We start from the raw sequence: 24,660 nt of genomic DNA, 5'->3' as shown, positions 1-24,660 counted from the left end.
TGAGGCCCGAATGTGAAAAGTGAGGTTCATGTCCGGACATCGGACTTCGCATCGGGCCTCGATGATAACAGAAGGAGGTTGCCATGCTTACCGAAGGTCAGGTAGTTGTTCACGAAAGCTTGGGGGATGAGGAGCAAAGACTCAGGAGATTGGTTCTGAAGGGACCGATCGCCCGAACTGCGCAAGCAGGGCAATTCGTTGCGATCCAAGTTCAGGATTCATCCATCTCCTCGTTTGACCCCTTATTGCGGCGACCCATTAGTATAGCCGGAATCTCTTCTGAACGCGACGAAATTACTTTGCTCTACCGGATTCAAGGTCGGGGAACCGAAATTCTGGCGAGAGCAAAGTGTGGAGATAAACTAAGTGTTATGGGGCCCTTAGGAAAGGGCTTTTCTTTACCGGAAAAAGGGGAGTTGTGGTTGGTTGCCGGAGGAATTGGGATATTCCCGCTTTATCCTTTAGCTCATAGGGCGCTGACTCAGGGTTTGACAGTGCGTTTGTTTTGGGGAGGAGAAAACAAGTCCTTTCTAGAGAGTGCTGGTCTTTCTTCGTGGAAAGCTCTGGGTATTCCTCTGCACCTAAGTACGCTTGACGGAAGTCTTGGACAAAAGGGGCTCGTGACTGGGCAGGCCCAAGAGCTATTGGAGAAGTCTTCTGCTGCGAGCGGAGGCCATATTAGGGCAGCTGCGTGCGGTCCAAAGAAGATGATGCAGGCCGTGACAGAACTGTGTAAAAACTATAAAGTATCTGTGGAAGTTTCGCTGGAAGAACGTATGGGTTGCGCGGTTGGAGCCTGTTTGGGGTGTGTGTGCACCTTGATCGATGAAGCTGGAGTGTTGATTCATAAAAAAGTATGTCAGGATGGGCCGGTTTTTCGGGGGGAGGAGGTTGTGTGGGATGAGTCCTGTTAATTTATCAACTCAGTTTGCAGGTATAACGTTAAGAAATCCAATCCTGACTTGTTCCGGTACCTATGGATTTGGAGAGGAGTATGCAGCCTATTGTCCGCCGGAGGCCTTAGGGGGAATAACCCTAAAGGGGATTACTCCCTTGCCTCGCCTGGGAAACCCTGTTCCCCGGCTGGCGGAAACACCGGCAGGGTTACTAAATGCTGTCGGATTGGAAAACCCAGGGCTGGAAGAATTCCTGAAATCCTATCTGCCTAAGGTTCAGAAACTGCCTACTGCGGCGATTGCTAATATTTCTGGTTTTTCCCTGGAGGATTATGTGCTATTGGCTCGAGCGTTACAAAAGGATTCTGGATTAGCTGCGCTGGAGGTGAACATCTCCTGCCCTAATGTTAAACATGGCGGGATGCATTTTGGCACGGATCCTCAGAGCGCGCAAGAAGTCATTGCGGCAGTGAAGGCTGAAACCGACCTCCCAGTTATTGCCAAGCTCTCGCCCAATGTCACAGATATTGTGGGGATGGCGCGCGCGGTCCAACTTGGCGGAGCAGATGCTCTATCTCTTATCAATACATTGTTAGGGATGCATATTGATATAAATCAACAACGTCCTGTCTTAGCCAATACGTTTGGAGGACTTTCAGGGCCGGCCATTCGACCAGTTGCAGTACGAATGGTTTGGCAAGTCTTTCAGGCCGTTGATTTACCGATCATTGGAATGGGTGGAATTACTACATGGCAGGATGCTGTGGAATTTATGCTGGCAGGTGCGACGGCTGTAAGTATTGGTACAGGGAATTTTATCAATCCTCAGGCCCCCTTGGAGATTCTGCAGGGAATCCAAGACTACTGTGAAAAACGCGGACTTGCGTCTGTGCATGATTTAGTGGGATTAGCGCATAGAGCTTAGCGTTAAATAAGTATAGCTTTAGAAAACATATGTGTAACTGTGATAGAGTATAAAGGCTAGCCTGTGAGTTGCGGAAGTTGGAAATGGAGGGTTATCGTGTGGAAGTGATATCTAATAATCAGCGCGTCATGGCAGCCTTGGATGTTCAAGGGCGCGAGGAAGCATTGGCCATAGCTAGGGCACTTCAAGGCAGCGGGTGTTGGCTTAAAGTAGGGTTGGAACTGTACGCGTATACTGGGCCGGCAATGATCCACGAATTGAAAGCTCTGGGTTTCCCCATCTTTCTGGACTTGAAGCTTCACGATATACCTACAACGGTGGAACGAGCGATACGAGGATTCGTTCAATGCGGAGTTGACATGATCAATGTCCATTGCAGCGGCGGATATGACATGATGGCAAGGGCTGCTAGCGCTGTACAAGAAGAAGGAAGCAAGCTGGGAAGTGTCCCCAAGGTGATCGGAGTTACAGTCCTGACCAGCATGTCGGAAGATCAATTCAGACTAGAAATGGGGGTTCAGCGGAACCTTCGTGAGCATGTTGTCGAACTGGCGAAGCTAGCAGAGAAGGCAGGGCTGGATGGAGTGGTCGCTTCAGCTAGAGAGGCGAAGGATATCAGGAAAAACACAAAAGCTAATTTTTTGATTGTCACACCGGGAATTCGCCCTGCATGGAGCGATGCGCAGGATCAAGCGCGGGTACTTACACCCACTGAGGCCTTGGCAGCCGGAAGTTCGTATCTTGTTATCGGGAGACCGATTACTCGTTCTGAGGATCCTCGTCAAGCCTTGGAGCGACTTTGGGAATAACTGAATTTCAGGTTGAGTTAGGAATTTGCTTGCCAGAGTTCAGAACGTAGTGCAGGTGAAGATTAAGGTACAGTAGAAAAAGGAGAGATTAAGAAATAATGGCGCAACTATCAAACAATAACAAGATGCCACTTACACCGGATGAGTACCTGGATATATTTAGGAAAAGTGAGGCTCTGTTGGAGGGGCATTTCCTTTTAACCTCAGGCAAACACAGTTCCCAATACATGCAGTGTGCTCAAGTGCTTCAGTATCCAGATCGAGCAGCGATCCTAGCAGAGGGGTTAGCATCGCAATTTCGGGACATGGACGTACAAACTGTAATCGGACCTGCAACGGGGGGGATTTTGGTAGCCCATGAAGTTGCTAAAGCCTTAGGAGTCAGGTCTTTATTTACAGAGAGAGAAAATGGAATCATGCGCTTGCGCAGAGGATTTACTATATCCCCAGGAGAAAGAGTATTGGTAGTAGAAGATGTCATAACGACTGGTGGTTCAGTTCGAGAAGTACTGACAGTTGTTCAGGAATTCGGAGCCACTGCCTTGGGTGTAGGAGTACTCGTCGATCGTTCAGGTGGTAAAGTAGATTTTGGTTTACCTCAATCTTCAATCATTCAGTTAAGTATCCAAGCTTATGAAGCTCAAGATTGCCCACTTTGTGCTCAGGGAATCCCTGCTATCAAACCCGGAAGCAGAAAGATCTGATTATGATAAAGCAAGACAAAAGAACCGTCTCTTCTCTGGCCAGAGCCAGTTAAGGGGACAGTTCTCTTGTTGCAATTATGAAAAGACAATCTATTTGTGGTGGACTACCCTGAGAGTCGTTGAAAAGGATATAGGTTTCTACTAACAGTAAAAGGAGCAGGCTGGAAGCAAAGATTCCAACCAGCTCCTTTTGATTTGTGCGAGGGCTTCTATTTTTTCAGCAAATCCTTTAACCCAGGAGACATAAACTGTAATCCATCGGAATCAATGAGAATGGCCTGAGTATTGGGTAAATCATTCACTAAGGTTAACCCTTCTGTTCCAAGAATTAGAAGCGCGGTGGATAACGCATCGGCCATAGTAGGGCTATCAGTCATAATAGTACAGCTGGCAAATCTTTCGGCGGGGCGGCCTGTCCGAGGATTTAGAACTTGTCCGTATCTTTTTTCCTCTAGAGTAAAAAAACGTTCATAATTCCCAGAAGTATCGACAACTTGATTTATGGGTTCCAAATAGCCGATTATACAGTCGGGCTTTTGAGGATCCTTTATACCTACCCGCCAAGGAGTGCCGTCAGGTTTGGTGTTGATGGTAGAGATGTTTCCACCGGCTACTACCATAGCAGAGGAAATCCCAGCCTGGTTTAGACTATTAATCGCTTGCTCTACAGCGTATCCTTTGGTTATACCTCCCAGATCAAGGCTCATACCAGCTGTTGGCAAGAAGGCGGTCTTAAGGTCAGGATTAAGAATGACCTTTTTATAGTCAACTAAGGTCAAGATCTTTTGTATTTCATCAGAGGAAGGGAGAGTTTCTTCTGATTTGGCTTTTCGCCAGAGCTGAACCAAAGGGCCTATGGTTGGGTCGAAGATCCCTTTCGTAAGTTTTCCCGCTTCCAAAGAACGCTGAATTAGATGAAATGAGGAGTTACAATTGATGGAGAATCAATTATTATTTCAGCTATTGATAAAGATTACCGATGCAGTCGAACAGGGGACATCTAAGGAAATCCCAGAGATGGCAATCCAGTATTTCTCAAGTACTTTGGGCGCAGAAGCTTGTGCACTCTATCTGCAGAAGCTTGAACATATTGGATTGGCCGGACAAATTAATGCAGATGCAGAGTTCGCCTTTGCTGACGCTTGGGGGGGAGAGGCTCTCCCTTGTGGGGACTCTATATCGTCGGCTTTATGATTTTCACCGGGATTGCTGCTGGGAGCCTGCTTTTTGCAGCGACACCTTATCTTTTTAAGCTCGAAGAGTTTAAGCCCTATAGTCGGATTGCCTCCTATCTGGGGGCGGTAGCCAGTATTGTTGCCGCGTCTCTACATCATCGTGGACATCGGAAATCCTGAACGGGCCTGGTTGTTTATCACCAGCGGAAATTGGAGTTCACCGATGTTTTGGGATTTCATCATGTTGGCTTCGTATATGGTGATTTCCATTATCTTTACCCGTCAGCTTATTTTACTGAATGAAGGTAAAATCGAAGAAAAAGGGGTAAAAGGGATAGCTGTGGTTGCTTTCATTGCGGGTATTCTTGTAACGGTAACTTCATTTGTGTTCAGTTTCCAAGTGGCTAGACCCCTATGGAATACTCCGGCACAGCCTTTGTCTTTCTTGATTGCTGCATTGGTAGCCGCTCTAGCTTCATTGATGATTCTTAGCCATATCCTGAATAAGAGCGGTTATATTAAGATGCCAATTGGTCTACTCGCTAAGATTGGCAAACTAACAGCTGTGTTGCTTTGCGTCGAGCTCATCATAGTGGTTGCTGAAGTATTGATTAGTCTTTATCCAGGTAGTGGAGAAGACTATATAGCCTTCATATGGTTGGTCGCAGGAAAAGGGGCCGTTGGTTTCTGGTTAGAGATGGTCGATCTTGTCACTGCGATTGTGCTTTTAGCCAAACAAGGAACCTCCCGAAGGCATGTGTACTATTAGGCGGTGCGGTGATCGCTCTTGTAGCAATCTATCTCATTAAATCAAATCTGCTTCAGGCCCAGTTGTTTAACCCATTGATTATCTTGCCGGGAGCACCTGTTTATGGCGGGATAACAGGACCCTATGTTCCTTCTTTGCTTGAAATCGGGTTGTCTTTAGGAATCGTATCCTTAGGGGCACTCTTATTGAATTTGGGATTCGGTAAACTTAATCTTGGGACGACTGTCAATACACGAAAGCTGTAGTGTGTCTGCAGCGTTCGGTACAAATGTATACGGCAGAACTGGGGCTTTACAGCTCACATAACTGAGCTGTAAAGCCTCCTTTTCAGTGAAGATGGTATTTGAAAATGGAAAAAATCTCAATGACAAATGCTATCCTTTGTGATATAGGAATTTTATTAAAACTTAAATACATTAACAGTTAATGAAAAGGAGAAGCAATGAATACTATCCAAGAACAAAAATTGAAAGAAGCCTTTGCAACATCAGATTTCTTTCAATTATTATCTCTTTCCTTACGTCTTCCTACCATAGAACTTGCAGAAGCGTTGCTAGATGGCAGTTACAGACAGGACGGGATCAACATTCTAGAGGAGCTTTCCTGTAGCCAAGGAGATTTATCGTTGGTTAGTGAAGCCTTGGATAGATTGAAAGGAAGCAAAGTGGATGCAACCCCGCTCTTGATTGAGATGCGTCGAGAATATACCCGGCTTTTCGATGACCCCAAGCAGCCCGCTTTAAATATCTACGAGACCCTTTTTCTTCATCCGGAAGATAACCAGGGAGCTATGCTGTTTATAAGCCCGACGGCCCTTAATGTGGAGCGCTGTTATCGAGAGGCAGGGGTCAGTTTAGTCAGACAATCTGCTGAACCGGCTGACCATATGGCAACAGAATTGGAATTCATGATGTATTTATATGGTAAGAAGGGCCAGGCCTTGCAAGAGCAGAACAATGAGGAATTGGAAAAAATAGCACAGCAGATCCAGCAATTCGAAGAGATGCATCTGAAAAAGTGGTGCGTAGAATTTTTCAACGGTCTGCAGACCGAGTCGACGAGCACTTCTTATCAAGCTTTGGCAAAATTGGCAAAGACGGGTTTAGGCCATTTAGGGACTTAGCGCTTCTCATCCCCACCACTAAAGATGTTTGTCTAGTTGCGGTTCGGCAAAAGCATCCGCTGGATACTTTCGTGCTTAAGATGGAGTTTTCCTAACCAATAAAGATATCATAGTATCTTGCGGTGAGGTAATAGAATCCACCAAATACTATTGTAGTGGCGGCTAGTCATCGGATAAGATAATGACTAATTCTCAGAGTAAAGGAAAAGGAGTGGGAGTATGCTTTTTACTAAAGGTTCATATGTGCAAGTTGAGACAAATAGGTGTTTGAACCAACAACACAATGGTGTAGAATGCAGCCATTGTGTTTCCCATTGTCCGGGGCAAGCCTTAATTCTGTATAATCATCAGATCTACTTAGATAAGGAAAAGTGTTTGGGTTGCGGCCTGTGTTTCTCAGATTGTCCCACTCAGGTTTTAGGATCACAGCAATGGGATGAAACAACCATTATGACTGAGGTGAAAGAACAGCGAGCAGGAATAACACAATTTTTCTGTGGGTATCATCAAACACCTTTCCTTAGCAAAGTAGAAAAAGAGAAAGGGGCAGTGCAGATTCCGACATGCCTTAGCAGTATTTCTAAAGGGACTTGGTATGAGCTGGGCCTGCTGACATCCCTAGAACTGCGTTTAGATGAATGTCATGTATGTCCGATGAAAGATTGTGTAGATAGAATGAAGCTAGCGGTAGAAACCACAATGGAATGGTTGATCGCTTCAGGTCATACCCCTCATTTTTCTTATATCTATACCGCAGAAAAAAGTCAGAAGAAGAAAAAGCTTCAAGCGGTTTCCTCGGGCTAATGCCCTCCTTTTTTGAGCGCCCAATTTGGTATGCATTGGTAATTGGCATATTAGTCATTACGTTGCTCTGGGGAAAAAACTTCTATTGTTCTTGGTTTTGCCCGTTTGGGGCTGTTCAGGAAGGAACTTACAAAGCCTTGAATTTGGTCAGTTATCAACCAAATCCCAAACTAATGTCTACAGCCCGAAGGGGTCGCTGGCTATTCCTATGGTTAGCCGCAATGTTGGCGCTCTATTTAATAATCCAGGAGTTGCCAGCTATGAACCCTTTTCGGTATTTTTCGATGGGGATGGGAATACCGCTCAATGGATTATTATGGGCTTAATTCTGTTGCTCTCTATGTTTATTTTACGGTTTTGGTGCAGGTGTTTTTGTCCGATCGGAGCGTTCTTGGATTTCTTAGCACTTTGTAAAAGGAAAAGCAAGAAGTTATTGCGTAATAAGTCAGTCCCAGAAGACTCTGGGGAGAGAACAGCTTTTCTTATAAAAATATCCGGGTGCGAAGGTAATTGCACAGGCTGCAAAAAGGAGGTAGCTAAGGCATCCCCTTTAAGCTCTTCTGATAAGCTGGTTGCTTGTGTAATCTACGCAATATATATGTTGATTTTTGGAGCATTGCTTCAAAATACGGAATTGTTTTAAGAGAGCACCTCGCTATTAATTAGTTATCTACTTAGAAAATCAAGATTATAGCCTATACATCCGATATATATATCTAAATTCGTGACAAGTAAACAATAAATTTGATATACTAATTTTAAGCGAATAGCTAAATTTTACTAAATCCCTCGAGAAACCTCTTTCACAGCCTGATAGCTCAGTTTGCGGTCCCATGAATGCAAGAGACGCCTAAGATATAGGTGTAATCTTTCTGTATTAAAATGTTTATTCAAAATTGATGAAGGGAGTCGATCATGAAAAAGGTAATCTTATTTGTGGTAGACTCCCTTCATCCTTCTGTTTTGGGAAGGATCCTTTCGGAAGGAAATGCTCCTGCGTTTCGTTTTTTGGTTAAACACGGCACCTGCATAGATAGAGTTATCTCCTCCTTTCCAACGATGACTCCAGTTGCTACGAGTTCCATGATCACAGGAACTTGGCCTAATCAGCATGGAGTTCCTGGGTTTATCTGGTACAATGAGGAGATAAGAAAGATCGTGGATTACGGAGCTACTTGGCAAAGCATCCTGAAGATTGGTTTAGAGAAAGTTCTCCGCAACTTATTACTTAATCTCAATGAAGATCACCTGAATACTAAAACCCCAACCTTGTATGAAGAACTGGAAGCAGGCGGTTACAGTACGGGGAATGTTAATTTTTTTATGCATCGAGCTAGACACACATACCTAGCGAAAGTTCCATTTACATTAGCTTTAGGGACGGGGTTTCGTCTCAATCGGGAAGATGTTTCAGGTCCCTCGCACTTAACTTTAGGTCAGCTTATCCATCCCCCTTTCTCAGGAAGGGCAGGGGCATATCCGAGAGGGCCCTTTCATCGCTTTGGTTTTAATGATACCTTTTCCGGTAAAATTGCGGCACAACTTGTCCGAGAACGACAACAACCTGATTTCATGATTGTATACTTTCCGGATAATGATAAATATTCACACCAACATGGCCCTTTGCGCTCGGGGTTTTCCATTGAGTATGCAGACCAACAAGTGGCATCAGTCCTAGATGAGTTCGGTACTTGGGAAAAAGCATTAGAGGAAAACGTAATTATTGTCACGGGAGACCATGCCCAGTCAACTGTTGGCTTAGGAAAAGAGTACCTGATCGATTTAGATAGTGCCTTAAAGTCGTTTAAGCGATTAAAAGCTACGGAAGAAGCAAGCGGAGAAGATAATAGGCATGAGATTGCCATTTGTCCAAATGAGCGGATGGCTTTTATTTACATTCTGCAGAGAAAAGATGATCTTTTGCCAGAGGTAGTGGGTATCTTGGCAAAAGATCCGCGCAACGCTCAAATTAGCTGGAAAGTCTCTGAAAATAAGTTTTGCGTTGTTCAAGGTGGGACTGAAAAACAACTTTTCTTTTCTCGCAGGGGTCCTTTTCGAGATGTTTATGGTCAAACCTGGTCCTATGAAGGGGACTTATCAGTGGTTGATGCTCGAGTATTAAGCGAACAAATTATTGAATTCGGTAAGTTTCCGGATGCTTTTAATCGTTTAATATCAGCCCTTGAGGCGCGAGGTGGAAGCCGAATTGCCGTTTCAGCGGTCTTGGGGTATGAATATTTTGCCCTCGGGGCACCTATTCACCCGGGAGGAGGGAGCCATGGGTCACTAGAGGAAGAAGATTCGACGGTGCCGATGATCATTGCAGGCATGCCGGTTGAATTTGACCACGCGAGAATTATTGATCTGTACCCTATGATTCTTAATCATTTTGGATTAGGATCCAAGATATAGTTACAACGTCGTGCAATCCTTGGCGGCTTTCTGATCTCGAAAGCCAGTTCTACTTATGGCCAGCGGTCAAGGGTTTGGTGTTTGCCAAGTTTTCTGACAGGAGGAGAGATTTTGAAGAAATGGTATTATTGGGTACCGCTAATTTTGGTGATTGGCGGTGTCGTGAATGGGGTCTTATTTTTAGGGAAAACACCTCATTTTAAAAGTTCAATTCCTTTTTTGCCCTCTATTAAAGTTCCTGTCATTACTTGTCCAATTGACAAGGATGACGATGGTTTAAACGACCTGGAAGACATTGTGGCTGGTGCAAAAGCCGAGGTAGAGAGACAACCGCAGTATCGCAGTGCCTATTATCAGAAGGGCTATCCGCCAGAAAGTGAAGGCGTCTGTACGGATGTCGTATGGCGAGCATTTCGAGATGCGGGCTATGACCTGAAGGGTTTAGTGGATCAAGATATTCGGGCCAATTTTGGTAAGTATTCTCGCATAGAGGGGAGGGCAGATCCGAACATTGACTTTCGAAGAGTACCTAATCTCATAGTCTTTTTTCGGAGAAATGCCCAGGAATTAACTCTCGAGGTCAAGCCAGAGGATGTAGAGAATCTAACGCTTTGGCAAGCAGGGGACATTGTGACCTACGGTCCGCCCCATGAACATATCGCCATCGTATCTGATAAACGCAGACCCGATGGTGTCCCGTATATACTCCATAATTCTGGCCCCACACCCAAGGAATCCGATCAACTGCAGAGCTGGCCTTCTCAGATGACAGGGCATTTTCGCTTTCCGAGGTTCTAGACTTGACAGCAACGAAATCGGGGGTGCTGGAACCGGGACAAGCGGGACAAGCGGGACAAGCGCGGGACAGGTTAGGTGTTCCCAGACTAACCTAAGAAAACCAAAGCAACCAAAGCGGAAAGGCCGAGGGAGAGGGGGATCATCCTCACTAAAACTTTAGGCGAGATGAGTTATTAAATGGGGGAGTGTGTTAATGCCAAGGCTCCCGCAAGGAAGAAAAGCGATACTGGTGTTTACCATATAATGCTTAGAGGTATTAATAAACAAAATCTATTTGAAGATAACGAAGATCGCCAGAGATTTATCGATACAATTGAGCATTATAAATTAGTCAGTAATTACATCGTTTATGGTTATTGCCTAATGAATAACCACATTCACTTACTGCTTAGAGAGACAAATGAACCTATATCAAACGCAATTAAAAGGATTAGTAGTAGCTATGTATATTGGTATAATCAGAAATACGAACGCTGTGGACATTTATTTCAGGAACGTTTTAGGAGTGAAGTAGTAGAGACGGATGCATATTTTCTTACAGTTTTAAGATATATTCATCAAAATCCCATAAAGGCAGGAATCATAAACGATATTAAACAATTTAGGTGGAGCAGTTATCAAGATTATCTGGAAACACCTAGGGTTTCAGATATTAATTTTGCTTTGGATTTATTATCGGATAATCGTGTAGAAGCGAAAGAACTTTTTCGTATCTTTACAAATGAAGGAAACGATGATCAATGTTTGGACTATTCGGAAAGAAAGAACTTGACTGATGAAGACGTAAAGGTTTTTTTGAATAACTTGGGATTTTCTTCGTTTATGGAATTACATAGACTTCAAAAAAAGCAACGGGATAATGTCCTAAGAGAATTGATTAGTATTTCAGGTGTTTCTACAAGACAATTAGCGAGAATCACAGGAATATCGAGGAGTGTTATTGACAGAGCGTAAGAGGAGAGAGGCCGAGGGACAATGAACCTGTCCCCTTGTCCCCCCTTGTCCCCCGCTTGTCCCCCCTTGTCCAACGTGTCCCGAGGTATATTTTCCGGAGAAAATTGTTTCTTAAAAGATGCGATATCCAAGAAGCTTTATGAAAAGGAGAAATTATGGAAGCGAAAAAAACAGCTTATGAATCCATTGACGATTATATTTTGAAATTTCCTCCCGAGATTCAGGAAATTCTTAAAATCCTAAGGAAAGTTATCCAAGACTCTGCACCAGATGCAAAAGAAAAGATAAGTTATCAAATGCCTACTTTTTTCTTACAAGGAAACTTAGTACATTTTGCTGCTTATAAAAATCATATAGGATTTTATCCAGCTCCTAGTGGAATTGAGGCGTTTAAAGAAGAATTATCGGAATACAAACTCTCAAAAGGGTCAATACAATTTCCGATAGAAAAGCCACTGCCTTATCAATTAATTAGCGAGATAGTTAAATTTAGAGTCATCGAGAATATAAAACGAGCAGAGAGCAAATTGAAAAAGACGAAATAATTGAGAATTGAGATGATTCTATGAAATTAAAATCCGTACAAAATAAGTTGAGGAGGCAAGAATAGTTGTCCGAGAATCACGAGTATTCAGTATCCTTCCCAGAAAAGAATCGCCAGAATTTGCGAGCTGACTGCGAAACCTGTTTCGGTTTGTGCTGTGTGGCTTTGTACTTTTCTGCTTCGGAAGGCTTCCCAAACAACAAAGAGGCAGGTCAAGCTTGCCTTAACCTGCAACCAGACTTTCGTTGCAACATTCACAAAAATCTCAGAGAACTAGGCCTTAAAGGGTGCACTGCATTTGACTGCTTTGGAGCTGGTCAAAAGGTTTCCCAAGTCAGCTTTGGTGGACACGACTGGCGGAAAGTCCCGGAATCTGCGAATCAAATGTTCAAGGTGTTCTTAATCATGCGGCAACTCCATGAGTTACTTTGGTATCTAACGGAAACGCTAACATTACAACCAGCTCGTCCTATTCATGGCGCGCTCAGTTTAATGCTCGCTAAGACGGAATGCCTCACTCACCTCAGTCCGGATTCTCTCGAAGAACTGGACGTGGCAGCACATCGAGCTGAAGTTAATACTCTGCTCTTAAAGACCAGTGAACTTGTGCGAACCGAAGCTCGTCGTGGGCAGAAGGTACATTCGCAACGCCGGAAGACCTTCGGTCGAGGAGCTTGTCTTATTGGTGCTGATCTTAGAAAAATGGACCTTAGAGGAGCCAACTTGAGAGGAGCCTGCCTTATTACGGCAAACCTTAGTGGAACAGACTTGAGTGGAACTGATTTAATCGGGGCTGATTTCCGAGATGCTGATCTCAGAGGAGCTGACTTCACCAAGAGTATCTTTCTAACGCAAGCTCAACTCAACGTAGCGAAGGGTGATGCTAGCACAAAGATACCCTTGTCACTCGATCGCCCAGAGCACTGGGAACATCCATATGTATGAAGCATTCATAATAAATGCACCTAAGCAAGGATTTCTCACTAATATGCGCTATAGCTTAATAGGCCATAAGCTCTATCTCACAATTTAATGGTTGACAACACAAAAGGCAGATAAGAGTCGGAAATCCACGAAAATACTACGAAGATACAACGAGCAGAAATCAGTGCTGATTTCTGCTCGTTGTATCTCTTTATGATCTAAATCTAAAACTCTTCACTGTCCAGCAACCGCTCCAAGATCTCTTGTTTTGGCGTGAGGTATAAAGTCCAGTTCTGGTCGTAAACTACCATTCCGGGTTTTGCAGAGTTAGGCTTCTTAAGCTGTTTGACATGAGTATAATCGACAGCGACTTGAGATGAACCGCGCGCTTGGCTGTAATAGATTGCTAGGGCAGCTGCCTCTTCGAGGGTAGCATCGTCTGGGAACTCTTCTCCTTCCTCGAGGGGAATCAGAACGTGTGAACCAGGGATCACTTTGGTGTGTAGCCAAAGATCGTTTGGTTTTCCTTTGCGTAACGATAACCAATCATTTTGAGCGTTGTTTTTTCCGACAAAAATGACACGGTCTTGGCTGGAACGATAAACTCGGGGCTGAGGAGATTCCTTGGGGGATTTTGCTTTGGCCTTGGAATTCAATTTTGTGCGGCCTTTTTTAGCGGGGACTTCCTTTTTTAGCTGTTTACCAGCAACATATCCTTGTCCCGCAAGTTCGACATGAATTTCACCAAGCTCTTTAAGAGAGGAAGCTTGATCTAGATTGTACCGCAAGGTCTCGAGGTAGTTAATCTCCTCGAGCGTGTTTTCTTTGAGCTCTTTTGTTTTAAGCAAAGTCGCTTTAGCTTTGTTATAGAGTTTGTAATAGCGTTGAGCGTTGTCAATAGCACTTATATGTGGATTAAGAGGAATGACTGCGGAAGGGGCTGAGGGATCATAGTAGTCTTCTAGGATGGCCTCGCTCGTTCCGGACGGAATTCGGTAGAGGTTTGCGGTAAGGAGTTCGCCCCATCTTTGATAAGCTAAACCGTTTTGCGCATTAGATTCTGCTTCATTGTATATTTTAAGCTTCTTGCTGGTGTGGGTGTACTGTTCCTGGACAATCTTTCGCAAAGAACCCCTTTTAGATTCAAGGGAGTTATTGCCGGATTTAGATTGATAAAAGCTCTGGATCGCATCATTCAAAGATGGAAACCGTTCGATTCTTAACTCATGGTATTGCTGGAAAGGGACAAAACTAAAAGCGACAAGTTGGGGTCGGGGTGCCGAGTTGTAATACAAGCAAGGCTGAGTCTCGGGAAAACCCTCTGGATTGGATAGCCTTCGATAAGCTTGGAAAAGCCTTGAAAGATCAATATCCCCGCACTGCTGGAGAAGGGTTTCAGTGTTCAATCCGGCTTGGATGACGATTTCCCGTGCCAATTCCGGGCTGATCCCTGCAAAACGTGCGAGGAGTATGCCGGTTATGGGTCGATCTATCGCTTCCTCATATAGGGTTTGTCGCCAAAGTTCTTCGTCTTCTAGCGGAGGTTGTTTACCTTGAGAGGGAGGAGTCAGATATGGTCGGCCGGGCAATACTTCTCGATAGTGGCTGAGGGCGTGTGAATACCTTTTTAGACCATCGAGAATGGTATTTGTTGAGGGGTCAACCAAGATAAGATTGCTGTGTTTTCCCATAATTTCTAAGTGAAGATGCAATGAGACTAAATCCCCGCGGTCATTGTAATTTTGGAACTCAAAAGTGACGACACGTTCTAGCTCACTTTGTTGAAGACTAACGAGTTTACCGCCTTCGAGGTGCTTGCGCAAAATCATGCAAAACATAGGCGGGGAGGTTGGGTTTTTTTTGTTTTCCTGTGTGAGATGGAAGCGGGGGGATGTGGCACTTGCACTAAGCAGGAGTCGCCCGGATCCCTGCTGTCGTAATTGGAAATGGACTTCTTCCTTTTCTGGTTGAAAAATTTTATCAATACGTGCTCCGATCAGCAGTGGAGCAAGCTCTTTAACTAAATAGGCGAGGGTTACACCATCTAACGCCATCCTGATTACATCCTTTCAACATTGAGTCACTTTTTAGTATAACACACTTGTTTTGCTGAGGCATTTTTCCATACTTTTAGGAATAAGCATGTACTATAAAAGGGACAAAGCCTCTTATCTGTTGACTAATCCTTAAATTGAAGTTCAAAGTTCAAAAAATGAGGTGCAAATACGAATATCAATGAGGAAATATAGTCACCGATGAGCTCTGCAATGCTGAGGCTTCAGATGAAGTTTTATACTCCTGCAGAAGAAGGTTTCCTTTATAACGGTTTATTAAGCAAAAGGAGGAAAAAGGGCATGCGGCAACAGGCGTGGCATGTGTTGCCTTGGCTTGACGTGGCCAAGGCGTTGGAGGTACATCCGACAAAGGGGTTAAATGTTAAAGAGGTTCGGCGTCGGTTACAGGAGTTTGGAAATAATGTACTGGCGGTAAAAAAGGGGACTCACCCGGTATTTTTGTTCCTTGGACAATTCAAAGACTTTATGGTGTTAGTCTTACTAGCGGCCACAGTAGTCTCTGGGCTTTTAGGCGAGATCGCGGATGCTATCACGATCTTAGCGATTCTCATAATCAATGCTGTTTTAGGTTTCGTTCAGGAGTTTCGTGCTGAACGTTCCATGGAATCCCTCCGTTCCCTTACTGCTCCTGAAGCGCGAGTGCTGCGGGAAGGCATGGAACAAAGGATTCCGGCTTCAGATGTTGTGCCGGGAGACATTGTCCTTCTGGATACGGGAGATCGTATTCCGGCAGATGTTCGTTGGATTCAGGCAGTCAATATGCAAGTAGAAGAGTCTGCTTTGACCGGAGAATCTCATCCTGTGACTAAAAGTATTTCCCCTCTTCAGGATAAATTTACACCCATGGCAGATCGCCAAAATATGGGGTATATGGGGACGGCAATCGTCAATGGCCGAGGCGCTGGCGTTGTTGTAGCAACGGGAATGGATACGGAGATGGGCGTCATAGCCGGAATGATCCAGAGTGTGGAAGACGAAGAAACTCCTTTGCAAAAACGTTTGGCAGAGCTGGGCAAATGGTTGGTGCTGATCAGTTTTCTGGTCTGTGCTGCTGTAGTGGTTACCGGGATTTTGAGAGGTGAAGATTTCTATAAGATGTTCTTCACCGGCGTCTCCTTAGCAGTGGCTGCTATTCCAGAAGGCCTGCCAGCTATTGTCACGGTCGCATTGGCAGTTGGGGTACAACGCATGGTTAAACGGCAAGCAATCATACGGAAACTTCCCGCTGTAGAAACCTTGGGTTGTGCGACGGTAATCTGTTCCGATAAGACGGGAACATTAACTCAGAATGAAATGACCGTACGCCAAATCTATTCCGATGGACGAAGGATTTCAGTTTCAGGAGAAGGGTACGACCCCAAAGGGGAGTTCCAGGGCGCGGATCCAGAAAAAGAACGTGATCCACTTAATGCAGCGTTAAAGATTGCTGCACTTTGCAATAATTCAACCTTGACCAAGAAAGGGGTTCAAGTTGCCGGACTCTTTCGGTCTAAAGGTAAGGATGCTCCTTGGGGTATTGAGGGAGATCCGACAGAGGGAGCAATTTTGGTGGCTGCGGCTAAGGCGGGGATATGGCGTGAAGTTCTGGAACGAAAGCAAAAGCGAATTGGCGAGTTGCCCTTTGATTCGGACAGAAAACGTATGAGTGTTGTATATGAGACCAAACAAGGGCGCAAGGCTTATGTCAAAGGGGCCCCGGACATGGTGATGCGACTTTGCCAGCAAGAGATGACCCGGCAAGGAGTTGTAGAACTGTCTAATGAACGTAAGAAAAGTATCATGCGGGCCAATGATGAAATGGCAAGGCATGCTCTTAGAGTCCTGGCGGTTGCCGAAAAACCGTTGGCAGATTCGGAACCGCTCGATGAGAATGTGGAACAAGGATTGACGTTTGTCGGACTGTTGGGAATGATTGATCCACCGCGAGCCAGTGCTGTGAAAGCGATTAGAGTTTGTCGGCAGGCCGGAATTAAACCGGTCATGATCACGGGGGATCATCGTTTAACCGCAGAAGCCGTCGCTCATGAGTTAGGGATTTTGCGTGGAGCTGGCGGCGGGGTTATATCAGGAATAGAACTTGAGCGAACGTCTGATCAGGAATTAAGCGAGCGGATCATGGATATTTCAGTGTTTGCTCGAGTGACACCGAAGGATAAGCTTCGAATTGTACGTGCCTATAAGAAGCGAGGTCAAGTAGTCGCTATGACAGGGGATGGGGTTAATGATGCACCGGCGGTCAAAGAAGCGGATATTGGGGTTTCCATGGGAAAAACAGGGACGGATGTAACCAAGGAAGCTTCATCAATGGTCTTGGGAGATGATAACTTCGCAACGATCGTGGCTGCCGTGGAAGAGGGCCGGGGAATTTACGACAACATTCGGAAGTTTATTCGTTACTTACTTTCTTGTAACCTTGGAGAAGTCTTGACAATGTTTTTGGCAACGCTTGTGGGCTTACCTCTCCCGTTGCTTCCTATTCAGATCTTATGGGTTAATCTAGTCACAGACGGATTGCCTGCTATGGCGTTAGGGGTGGATGGTGCTGAACCTGGCATTATGAATCGGCCGCCGAGGAAACCGGGTGAGAGCATTTTTGCACGGGGATTAGCTTCAAAGATTGCAGTAAGAGGGACATTTATTGGACTTGGTACACTTCTTGTCTTCGTAGCTGCGCTCTTTATGGGGGTCAATATGTTAGGTGCCCGAACAATGGCCTTTTCGACTCTGGTGTTTTCCCAATTATTTCATGTCTTTGATTGCCGATCTGAAGAACGGGGTATCTTTGAAGTGGGAATCTTCACAAATCTCTATCTTGTGGGAGCAGTACTTGTCTCAACTATCATGCAACTTTGTGTGATATATGTGACCCCGCTGCAAGCGATCTTTAAGACTGCACCCTTAGTGGGGTGGCAATGGGTCCTTATTCTGTGTGTAGCAGGTGGACCGTCCGTTTTGATCGGCTTTGCACGGCTTTTGAAAAACAGTTGGCAAGGAAAGACGGTCATAGCTAAGGGATAAATGCGTGGTTCGTAGTTCGAGGCTCGATATTCGAACGTAATTTAGTGGCTGTTAGTCGATCACCGTTGCGAAGCAGCAGTTCAATAGAGAATAATGTATAGCTTCGCCCTTCGTGTATACTTGGTTCAATTGGTTGACCCACTTCAGCTTGCGTAGTATTCTTTTAAAGGGGATATTACATAGGATATAAAAAACTTACTTTAGATGGAGTTTTACTCCATCTAAAGTTTTGGCTTGAATTTATTTGAGCGGATTACGTTTGATATTTGATATGGCTTTCGAACACGAATATCAACATTGATTTGGGGGGTAACGAATGGAATTCATTAAAATGCATGGTTTGGGGAATGATTTCGTTTTTTTGGATCATTTCACTGTTTCAAATGTGGACGTGGATTATCCTGAATTGGCAAAGAAACTCTGCCACCGTCAATTTGGAATAGGAGGGGACGGATTAGTCGTTGTATTACCATCGAAAGTTGCCGATGCCCGGATGCGTATATTAAATCAGGATGGCTCGGAGCCTGAAATGTGTGGTAATGGCATACGTTGTTTTGCACGATATGTATATGATCAAGGGATTGTAAGTACTAACCCAATGCTGGTGGAAACTGGTGCGGGTATTTTAAAGCTTAATTTATATATTAATGAGGGACAAGTACAAGGAGTACAGGTCGATATGGGTGAGCCCATTTTGCGGGCTGATCTCATTCCAGTGCTGGGAGAAGGAGAACCAGTAGTGGGTCAGTCAATTGAAGTGTTAGGCCAAACCTACCTATATACTGCCGTTTCTATGGGGAATCCTCACTGTGTCATTTTTGTAGAGGATTATTCTACCTTGGATTTTGAACATGTTGGGCCAGCGATTGAAAAACATCCACTCTTTCCACGTAAAACCAATGTCGAGTTTATTCAAGTCAATTCTTCTCGGGAGCTGACCATGAAAGTTTGGGAACGGGGTGCGGGACCAACTCTGGCCTGTGGGACAGGTGCCTGCGCTGCTGCAGTTGCAGCTGTTCTTAACAATAAGACCGAGCGTGCTGTGACCGTCCATCTGCCTGGTGGAGACCTGCTTATTGAGTGGGGAAAAGATAACCATGTCTACATGACGGGTCCTGGAACTTATGTATTTAAGGGTGAATGGTTGTAGATTGCGGATGAGCAGGAGCAACAAAACCTGATTTTACTTAAAATCTAAGTAAATGAGGCTGTTAACAAACTACTTTTTTCTGTTTGTTACAGTCTCATTTTTATCCAATCGTAAGACTCCCGCTTCTGGGAGTTGGTCCCCAGCTTTAGCGGGACGAGTCACTTACTAATTTGACTGTCATAGGTTATGACTTTTGATTTTGGTTTTCCAAAGTTAAGCAACTTGGAATAATTTCGCTCAGATTAATAATTGGTCGCTGGCGCAGAAAATGACTCGCAAACGGCTATATGTAAAATATGGTATAATAATATCATCGATTAAATAATTAGGAGGTGACTAACCCAGTAGAACGATAATTAAACTGGGTTACATATGGCTAATAGTATGACTGGATTTGGACGTGGAGAGGCTAGCGGAAGCGGTTATCAAATTTCTATTGAGCTTAAATCCGTGAATCATCGGTTCTTGGAAGTTATGGTTAGAATGCCAAGAAATTTCAGCAGTTTTGAGGAAAGAATTCGTAAAACGTTACAAGAAAGATTCCAACGCGGTCGGATTGAAGTACATGTTAATGTGGTGGAAACAGAAGAACGAAAGAGATTGGTGAAGGTTGACAATGATTTAGCGCTGTCGTATGATAAGACATTGAAAGATCTCGCTTTAGCTCTACATACAGCGTATGAAACCGATATTTATCGTTTAGTCAACTTTCCTGAGGTTCTTTCGGTTGTGGAGCCTGAAATTGATCTTGATGCTTTATGGGGGACGTGTGCTGAGGCGCTTTTAAAAGCAACCGATGGATTTGGGCAAATGCGTCGTTCTGAAGGAGAAAAATTAACGACTGATCTACTGCAAAGGATTGATTTTCTTACCGAGTATTTGCACACTATTTCCGAGCGAGCACCATATGTTGTAACAGATCATCAAGAACGCTTACAGGAACGCCTTCAGACGCTTCTTGGCGAGGTTGAATTGGATGGGGTTCGATTGGCGAACGAAGTAGTGTACTTTGCGGATCGCGCATCAATCACTGAAGAGTTGGTTCGATTTGACAGTCATCTGGCTCAAAGCCGAGAAGCCTTGCGCAGCAACGAGTCTGTGGGGCGGAAACTGGATTTTTTAGTTCAGGAAATGAACCGGGAGATTAATACCATAGGCTCAAAGGCTAATGATTTAAAGATTGGGCAACAGGTGATAAGAGTCAAAAGTGAACTGGAAAAAGTGCGCGAGCAAATTCAAAATTTAGAGTAATGGAGGATTCAGCTTGGACATAAAGCTCATTAACATTGGGTTTGGCAATATTGTATCTGCCAACCGCATTATCTCGATTGTCAGTCCGGAATCCGCCCCGATCAAACGTATTATTCAAGAAGCGCGTGATGCGGGCATGCTCATTGATGCTACTTATGGTCGGCGTACACGTGCCGTGATTATCTGTGACAGCCATCATGTTATTCTGTCTGCAGTTCAGCCTGAAACAGTGGCTCATCGTCTTTCGGCTAAAGAGTCAAGCAGTCACGTAGAAGACCCGGCAGATTAGAGGTGGAGTGTGTGGAACAAAGTCATGGATTATTAATAATCCTTTCAGGTCCTTCTGGGGCAGGAAAGGGGACACTTTGCCAAGAGTTGCTTCGTCAGTTGCCTGAGTTAAAATATTCCGTCTCGATGACGACCAGATCCTCTCGCCCCGGTGAAGTGGATGGAATTCATTATTTTTTTCGCGAGAAGGCAGAATTTGAAGCCCTGATTAATGGGGATGAGCTGTTGGAATGGGCACAGTTTTGTGATAACTATTATGGTACGCCGCGCTTTGCTGTTGAACAAGCGATTCAAGCAGGGCAAGATGTTATTTTAGAGATCGAAATTCAAGGGGCATTGCAAGTCAAAAAGCGGTTTCCTCAAGGGGTTTTCACCTTTATTGTACCGCCGTCTATGGATGTTCTCTCTGAGAGAATTCACAAACGGGGAACAGAGAGTGAGGAAGTCATTCAGAAACGGCTAGCCACTGCAATAGAGGAATTGGAATATGTAAGTGAATATGATTATGTCGTCATTAATGATGAAGTTCCAGTTGCTGTCGATAAACTTAAGAGTATTCTCGTAGCAGAAAAATGTCGAGTTAAAAGAAAACCGTTTGTTTTTAAGGGGGAAGCGATATGAAACAACCTTCACTGGATATTCTAATGAGTAAGGTGGACAGCAAGTACACCTTGGTCAAAGTGGTTGCCAAGCGGGCACGCACGATAATGGAAGAAGCAAAACACGAAGATTTAGCCAAGGGGGTAAAACCTGTAAGCATTTCACTTGAGGAGATTTCTCATTCGGATCTCAATTATGAATGTACTCCTGAAGAGAGTGTGTAATGTTTGCAGGAAAAAAGATCCTCGTAGGAGTCACCGGCGGGATCGCAGCCTACAAGGCAGCTGAAGTTGTCAGTCGTTTGCGTAAGTTGAACATTGAAGTACATGTCGCGATGACGAAGTCTGCTGCTGAATTTATTGCACCTCTTACCCTGCAGAGTCTCTCCGCAAATCCAGTATATGTGGATCTGTTTGACGAGCCTAAATTGTGGAATGTTGAGCATATCGCTTTGGCAGAGCATGTCGATGCAGTCATCGTTGCTCCTGCCACAGCCAATATATTAGCCAAGATGGCAACAGGGATAGCGGATGATTTTCTTTCGACGGTTCTATTAGCGACTCGCGCCCCTATTTACGCAGCACCGGCCATGAACCATGCAATGTATCATCATCCAGCTACACAAGAAAATCTGACCCGGCTCAAAGAACGCGGGATAAAGATTATTGGCCCTGGAACAGGGTTTCAAGCGTGTGGCACAGAAGGAGATGGACGGATGAGTGAAGCGGTAGAAATCGTAGAAACGATAACTCAGTTGTTCTCTAAGTCGGAATGTTTGAAGGGGAAGAGGGCTCTCGTGACAGCTGGCGGTACCCAAGAACCCCTTGATCCGGTTCGCTATCTTGGGAACCGGAGTTCGGGACGAATGGGATATGCTGTCGCTCAGGCGTTGCAGGAAGCTGGTGCAGAGACCATTCTAGTCAGTGCACCTACAGATTTGCCTGCCCCGCATGGAGTTTCACGCATGTCCGTACAGACGGCTCTTGAAATGTATGATGCAGTCCTTGCGAATTTCCCCAACATGGATGTTATCGTTAAGGCAGCGGCGGTTGCGGATTATCGTCCAGCAACTCGAGCGGAGCAAAAAATTAAAAAGGATGGGACAAATCGTACGATTGAGTTAGTCCCCAATCCAGATATATTAGCCGAACTTGGGCGAAGGAAAACATCCCAAGTTCTGATTGGGTTTGCAGCTGAGACTGAGAATCTCTTGGTTAACGCCCAAGAAAAAATGCACAGGAAGAATGTCAACCTCTTGGTAGCTAATGATGTCACCAAGCCGGGTGCCGGCTTCGGTAGTCCAACGAACACTGTCAGTTTTCTCTTTCCCGATGGAAGAAGAATAGATTTTCCTCAAATGAGCAAACTGGAGGTTGCACGGAATCTCGTGGGTGAGATTGCCAACCTCCTCGGTGACTGCAACAAAGGAGTGAAGTAATTGGTTAAAAAATTATTTACATCTGAATCTGTGACAGAGGGACATCCCGATAAGATCTGTGATCAGATTTCCGATGCTATCTTGGATGCAATTTATGCGTTAGATCCTAACGCGCGAGTAGCTTGCGAAACGACTGTAACGACAGGATTAGTTCTTGTCAGTGGCGAAATCACAACTTCGTGTTATGTGGATATTCCACATGTAGTGCGAGAGACAGTGCGAGAAGTGGGTTATACTCGGGCCAAATATGGCTTTGATGCAGATACTTGCGCAGTTTTAACTTCGATCGGAGAACAATCTGCGGATATCGCTTTAGGTGTGGATCGGGCCTTGGAAGCAAAAACTGGCGAAATGACTGAAAGTGATATTGATTCAATAGGAGCCGGTGATCAAGGTATGATGTTCGGCTTTGCGACGAACGAAACTGAAAGCTATATGCCTCTTCCTATTGATTTAGCTCACCGTTTGGCACGGAGATTGAGTGAAATGAGAAAATCAAATCATTTGAACTACTTGCGCCCAGACGGTAAAACTCAGGTTACTGTAGAATATGAGGATAACAAACCGATTCGGGTGGACACTATCGTCATCTCCACTCAGCATCATCCGGATGTGACAAATGAGCAAATTCGCAGAGATTTACTGCAATATGTGGTGTACCCCACTGTTCCTAAAGAGCTGTTAGATGAAGAGACTAAGTATTTTATCAACCCAACGGGACGTTTCGTTATTGGCGGTCCACAAGGGGATTGCGGGCTAACCGGCCGAAAAATTATTGTTGACACATATGGCGGGATGGCTCGTCATGGCGGCGGTGCCTTCTCCGGTAAAGACCCCACAAAAGTAGACCGTTCTGCGGCTTATGCAGCTCGTTATGTGGCAAAAAATGTTGTTGCAGCAGGGTTGGCAGACCGTTGCGAACTTCAAATCGCTTATGCAATCGGTGTAGCGCGGCCAGTATCTGTCTCGATTGAGACGTTTGGCACCGGAAAGCTTCCCGATGAAAAAATCGTTGAATTTATCGGGCAGACATTTGACCTGCGTCCAGCGGGTATTATTAAAGCGTTGGATCTGCGTCGCCCGATTTATCGCCAGACGGCAGCTTATGGGCATTTTGGAAGAACGGATCTCGATCTCCCCTGGGAAAGAACAGATAAGGTCGAAGCCTTGAAAAAGCTTGCTGGGTTGTAATTAACTTTTAGAGGCTGTAAGTTAACAATAGTTGCTTTGGAGATGCAGACAAGTAAATAAATTAAAAGAAGGCAGGTGAAGAATAATCACATGCCTTCTTTTAGTGCTAATTTTAGAAAGTATTATCTTTAATACAGGACTCAAGCCTAAATTGCAACTAGATTATTTGAATTCGATCCCCTGACACACCTCTATTAATCTCCAAACTTTGGGGAACACGTATAAAGATAATCTGGTTAGCAAAATGTGGAGACATTTCATGGATACTTGAGTTTTGGTTATTAAATTGAGCCATAGTAAAGTCGATATTAAATTGTTTGAATTCAAACGTCTGTCTATCGGGGGCTCTTAGAGACAACATCCCATTGTCAACTGAGATCGCAGGGGGCAAAAGTCGTTTTGTAAAATTAACTTCCCCCACATATTGAGCTGTGACATAAGTAGAAACATCAATTTCTCCGTCATCAAGTTCTTTCCGCTCTATTAAAACATGGTAGTTTTCTGTACCAGGCTGTAGGTCAAAGGATAATTTGCTTGAATCAAGCTTGAAGGTTTGGTCGCTATTTTTGTAAATCCCTTCGAGCTTATCTAAATCTCCTTCTGTTGGGAAATGTTGATTATACAAATTATTCATAAGGTTTGAAGAGGATGCGATTGCTTGATCTTTATTCTCAACTATTTTAACAAAGTCTTTATTTGGCAACATATATAATATTGGAACAAGCATTATTAAAACTCCGAGATATAACCCGGCTACCAGAACGCTTAGTTTCCAGGATGAAAATCTAAAAAATTTAGGACTTTTAGATTTA

General features: G+C 44.5%; 27 protein-coding genes and 1 pseudogene. 25 read left to right on the top strand and 3 right to left on the bottom strand.

All coding sequences use genetic code 11. The features are described 5' to 3' along the window. Window positions 1–83 precede the first annotated feature (83 nt). The 4 genes from M8E35_RS07520 to pyrE all read left to right on the top strand — a co-directional run bounded on the left by M8E35_RS07520 (window position 84) and on the right by pyrE (window position 3,334). Window positions 84–914, top strand: coding sequence for a dihydroorotate dehydrogenase electron transfer subunit (locus M8E35_RS07520; protein WP_252468230.1), 831 nt, complete (start codon window positions 84–86; stop codon window positions 912–914). After that, complete coding sequence (locus M8E35_RS07515; protein WP_252468229.1) at window positions 901–1,821, top strand: dihydroorotate dehydrogenase; 921 nt, start codon at window positions 901–903, stop codon at window positions 1,819–1,821. The genes M8E35_RS07520 and M8E35_RS07515 overlap by 14 nt, the downstream gene beginning before the upstream one ends. Window positions 1,822–1,904: 83 nt before the next feature. After that, window positions 1,905–2,630, top strand: coding sequence for an orotidine-5'-phosphate decarboxylase (pyrF, locus tag M8E35_RS07510; protein WP_373887428.1), 726 nt, complete (start codon window positions 1,905–1,907; stop codon window positions 2,628–2,630). A gap of 98 nt (window positions 2,631–2,728) precedes the next feature. Next, a complete protein-coding gene (gene pyrE, locus M8E35_RS07505; protein ID WP_252468228.1) occupies window positions 2,729–3,334 on the top strand; it encodes an orotate phosphoribosyltransferase in 606 nt (201 codons plus the stop codon). A 209-nt stretch (window positions 3,335–3,543) separates the two neighbouring features. Here pyrE and M8E35_RS07500 read toward each other — a convergent pair whose 3' ends face one another. Continuing rightward, the gene (locus tag M8E35_RS07500; protein WP_309446451.1) at window positions 3,544–4,245 is read right to left on the bottom strand and encodes an FAD:protein FMN transferase; all 702 of its coding nucleotides are present in this window, start codon (window positions 4,243–4,245) and stop codon (window positions 3,544–3,546) included. 25 nt (window positions 4,246–4,270) lie between these two features. On the opposite strand from M8E35_RS07500, the gene M8E35_RS07495 reads away from it, so the two are divergent. The 13 genes and pseudogenes from M8E35_RS07495 (at window position 4,271) to M8E35_RS07435 (ending at window position 12,858) form a co-directional block, all read left to right on the top strand. Next, window positions 4,271–4,528 (top strand): hypothetical protein, encoded by a 258-nt coding sequence (locus tag M8E35_RS07495; RefSeq protein WP_252468225.1) that lies wholly within the window; start codon window positions 4,271–4,273, stop codon window positions 4,526–4,528. Next, the gene (gene nrfD, locus M8E35_RS07490) at window positions 4,498–4,689 is read left to right on the top strand and encodes an NrfD/PsrC family molybdoenzyme membrane anchor subunit (RefSeq protein WP_252468223.1); all 192 of its coding nucleotides are present in this window, start codon (window positions 4,498–4,500) and stop codon (window positions 4,687–4,689) included. Before M8E35_RS07495 ends, nrfD (M8E35_RS07490) begins: the two co-directional genes overlap by 31 nt. Continuing rightward, window positions 4,646–5,278: an NrfD/PsrC family molybdoenzyme membrane anchor subunit gene (nrfD, locus tag M8E35_RS07485; RefSeq protein WP_252468221.1), complete on the top strand. Its 633-nt coding sequence runs from the start codon at window positions 4,646–4,648 to the stop codon at window positions 5,276–5,278. The genes nrfD (M8E35_RS07490) and nrfD (M8E35_RS07485) overlap by 44 nt, the downstream gene beginning before the upstream one ends. Window positions 5,279–5,286: 8 nt before the next feature. Continuing rightward, window positions 5,287–5,523, top strand: coding sequence for a hypothetical protein (locus M8E35_RS07480; RefSeq protein ID WP_252468219.1), 237 nt, complete (start codon window positions 5,287–5,289; stop codon window positions 5,521–5,523). A gap of 197 nt (window positions 5,524–5,720) precedes the next feature. Further along, a complete protein-coding gene (locus M8E35_RS07475; protein WP_252468217.1) occupies window positions 5,721–6,401 on the top strand; it encodes a TorD/DmsD family molecular chaperone in 681 nt (226 codons plus the stop codon). A 219-nt stretch (window positions 6,402–6,620) separates the two neighbouring features. Beyond that, window positions 6,621–7,205 carry a DUF362 domain-containing protein gene (locus M8E35_RS07470; RefSeq protein WP_252468215.1) on the top strand — a complete coding sequence of 195 codons (585 nt, stop codon included), beginning with the start codon at window positions 6,621–6,623 and terminating at the stop codon, window positions 7,203–7,205. After that, window positions 7,205–7,291 (top strand): annotated as a pseudogene (locus M8E35_RS07465) (hypothetical protein); the annotation flags it as partial. The gene M8E35_RS07470 and the pseudogene M8E35_RS07465, both read left to right, overlap by 1 nt. After that, on the top strand, window positions 7,291–7,848 hold the full coding sequence (locus M8E35_RS07460) for a 4Fe-4S binding protein (protein ID WP_252468213.1): 558 nt from the start codon (window positions 7,291–7,293) through the stop codon (window positions 7,846–7,848). The pseudogene M8E35_RS07465 and the gene M8E35_RS07460, both read left to right, overlap by 1 nt. Before the next feature lie 272 nt (window positions 7,849–8,120). Continuing rightward, on the top strand, window positions 8,121–9,617 hold the full coding sequence (locus tag M8E35_RS07455) for an alkaline phosphatase family protein (protein WP_252468212.1): 1,497 nt from the start codon (window positions 8,121–8,123) through the stop codon (window positions 9,615–9,617). A 111-nt stretch (window positions 9,618–9,728) separates the two neighbouring features. Continuing rightward, window positions 9,729–10,415: a DUF1287 domain-containing protein gene (locus M8E35_RS07450; RefSeq protein ID WP_252468211.1), complete on the top strand. Its 687-nt coding sequence runs from the start codon at window positions 9,729–9,731 to the stop codon at window positions 10,413–10,415. Window positions 10,416–10,592: 177 nt separating this feature from the next. Next, window positions 10,593–11,369: a transposase gene (locus tag M8E35_RS07445; protein WP_252468210.1), complete on the top strand. Its 777-nt coding sequence runs from the start codon at window positions 10,593–10,595 to the stop codon at window positions 11,367–11,369. Window positions 11,370–11,524: 155 nt separating this feature from the next. Further along, window positions 11,525–11,914, top strand: coding sequence for an iron chaperone (locus M8E35_RS07440; protein WP_252468209.1), 390 nt, complete (start codon window positions 11,525–11,527; stop codon window positions 11,912–11,914). Between the two features lie 65 nt (window positions 11,915–11,979). Further along, window positions 11,980–12,858, top strand: a complete 879-nt coding sequence (locus tag M8E35_RS07435; RefSeq protein WP_252468208.1) for a pentapeptide repeat-containing protein — start codon at window positions 11,980–11,982, stop codon at window positions 12,856–12,858. A gap of 203 nt (window positions 12,859–13,061) precedes the next feature. On the opposite strand, the gene M8E35_RS07430 is transcribed toward M8E35_RS07435, so the two are convergent. Next, on the bottom strand, window positions 13,062–14,891 hold the full coding sequence (locus M8E35_RS07430) for an Rqc2 family fibronectin-binding protein (RefSeq protein WP_252468207.1): 1,830 nt from the start codon (window positions 14,889–14,891) through the stop codon (window positions 13,062–13,064). A gap of 300 nt (window positions 14,892–15,191) precedes the next feature. Here M8E35_RS07430 and M8E35_RS07425 point away from each other — a divergent pair, with 300 nt between their 5' ends. The 8 genes from M8E35_RS07425 to metK all read left to right on the top strand — a co-directional run bounded on the left by M8E35_RS07425 (window position 15,192) and on the right by metK (window position 23,848). Beyond that, window positions 15,192–17,930 (top strand): calcium-transporting P-type ATPase, PMR1-type, encoded by a 2,739-nt coding sequence (locus tag M8E35_RS07425; protein WP_252468206.1) that lies wholly within the window; start codon window positions 15,192–15,194, stop codon window positions 17,928–17,930. Between the two features lie 316 nt (window positions 17,931–18,246). Then, window positions 18,247–19,080 carry a diaminopimelate epimerase gene (dapF, locus tag M8E35_RS07420; protein WP_252468205.1) on the top strand — a complete coding sequence of 278 codons (834 nt, stop codon included), beginning with the start codon at window positions 18,247–18,249 and terminating at the stop codon, window positions 19,078–19,080. Window positions 19,081–19,452: 372 nt separating this feature from the next. Further along, window positions 19,453–20,331 carry a YicC/YloC family endoribonuclease gene (locus M8E35_RS07415; RefSeq protein WP_252468204.1) on the top strand — a complete coding sequence of 293 codons (879 nt, stop codon included), beginning with the start codon at window positions 19,453–19,455 and terminating at the stop codon, window positions 20,329–20,331. Between the two features lie 13 nt (window positions 20,332–20,344). Continuing rightward, complete coding sequence (gene remA, locus M8E35_RS07410; RefSeq protein WP_073028291.1) at window positions 20,345–20,620, top strand: extracellular matrix/biofilm regulator RemA; 276 nt, start codon at window positions 20,345–20,347, stop codon at window positions 20,618–20,620. Between the two features lie 11 nt (window positions 20,621–20,631). Next, entirely contained in the window at window positions 20,632–21,240 is a 609-nt protein-coding gene (gene gmk, locus M8E35_RS07405; protein WP_252468203.1) for a guanylate kinase, read from the top strand. Then, window positions 21,237–21,443, top strand: a complete 207-nt coding sequence (gene rpoZ / locus M8E35_RS07400) for a DNA-directed RNA polymerase subunit omega (protein WP_073028289.1) — start codon at window positions 21,237–21,239, stop codon at window positions 21,441–21,443. The genes gmk and rpoZ overlap by 4 nt, the downstream gene beginning before the upstream one ends. Next, window positions 21,443–22,657, top strand: a complete 1,215-nt coding sequence (coaBC, locus tag M8E35_RS07395; protein ID WP_252468201.1) for a bifunctional phosphopantothenoylcysteine decarboxylase/phosphopantothenate--cysteine ligase CoaBC — start codon at window positions 21,443–21,445, stop codon at window positions 22,655–22,657. The genes rpoZ and coaBC overlap by 1 nt, the downstream gene beginning before the upstream one ends. Then, on the top strand, window positions 22,658–23,848 hold the full coding sequence (metK, locus tag M8E35_RS07390) for a methionine adenosyltransferase (protein WP_252468200.1): 1,191 nt from the start codon (window positions 22,658–22,660) through the stop codon (window positions 23,846–23,848). 157 nt (window positions 23,849–24,005) lie between these two features. Here metK and M8E35_RS07385 read toward each other — a convergent pair whose 3' ends face one another. After that, entirely contained in the window at window positions 24,006–24,575 is a 570-nt protein-coding gene (locus M8E35_RS07385) for a hypothetical protein (RefSeq protein ID WP_252468199.1), read from the bottom strand. Window positions 24,576–24,660 lie beyond the last annotated feature (85 nt).

Source organism: Desulfosporosinus nitroreducens (assembly GCF_023897015.1).
Lineage (GTDB): Bacteria > Bacillota > Desulfitobacteriia > Desulfitobacteriales > Desulfitobacteriaceae > Desulfosporosinus > Desulfosporosinus nitroreducens.
The sequence above is the reverse complement of the archived record's forward strand: the minus strand, read 5'-3'. Positions and strand labels throughout refer to the sequence as shown.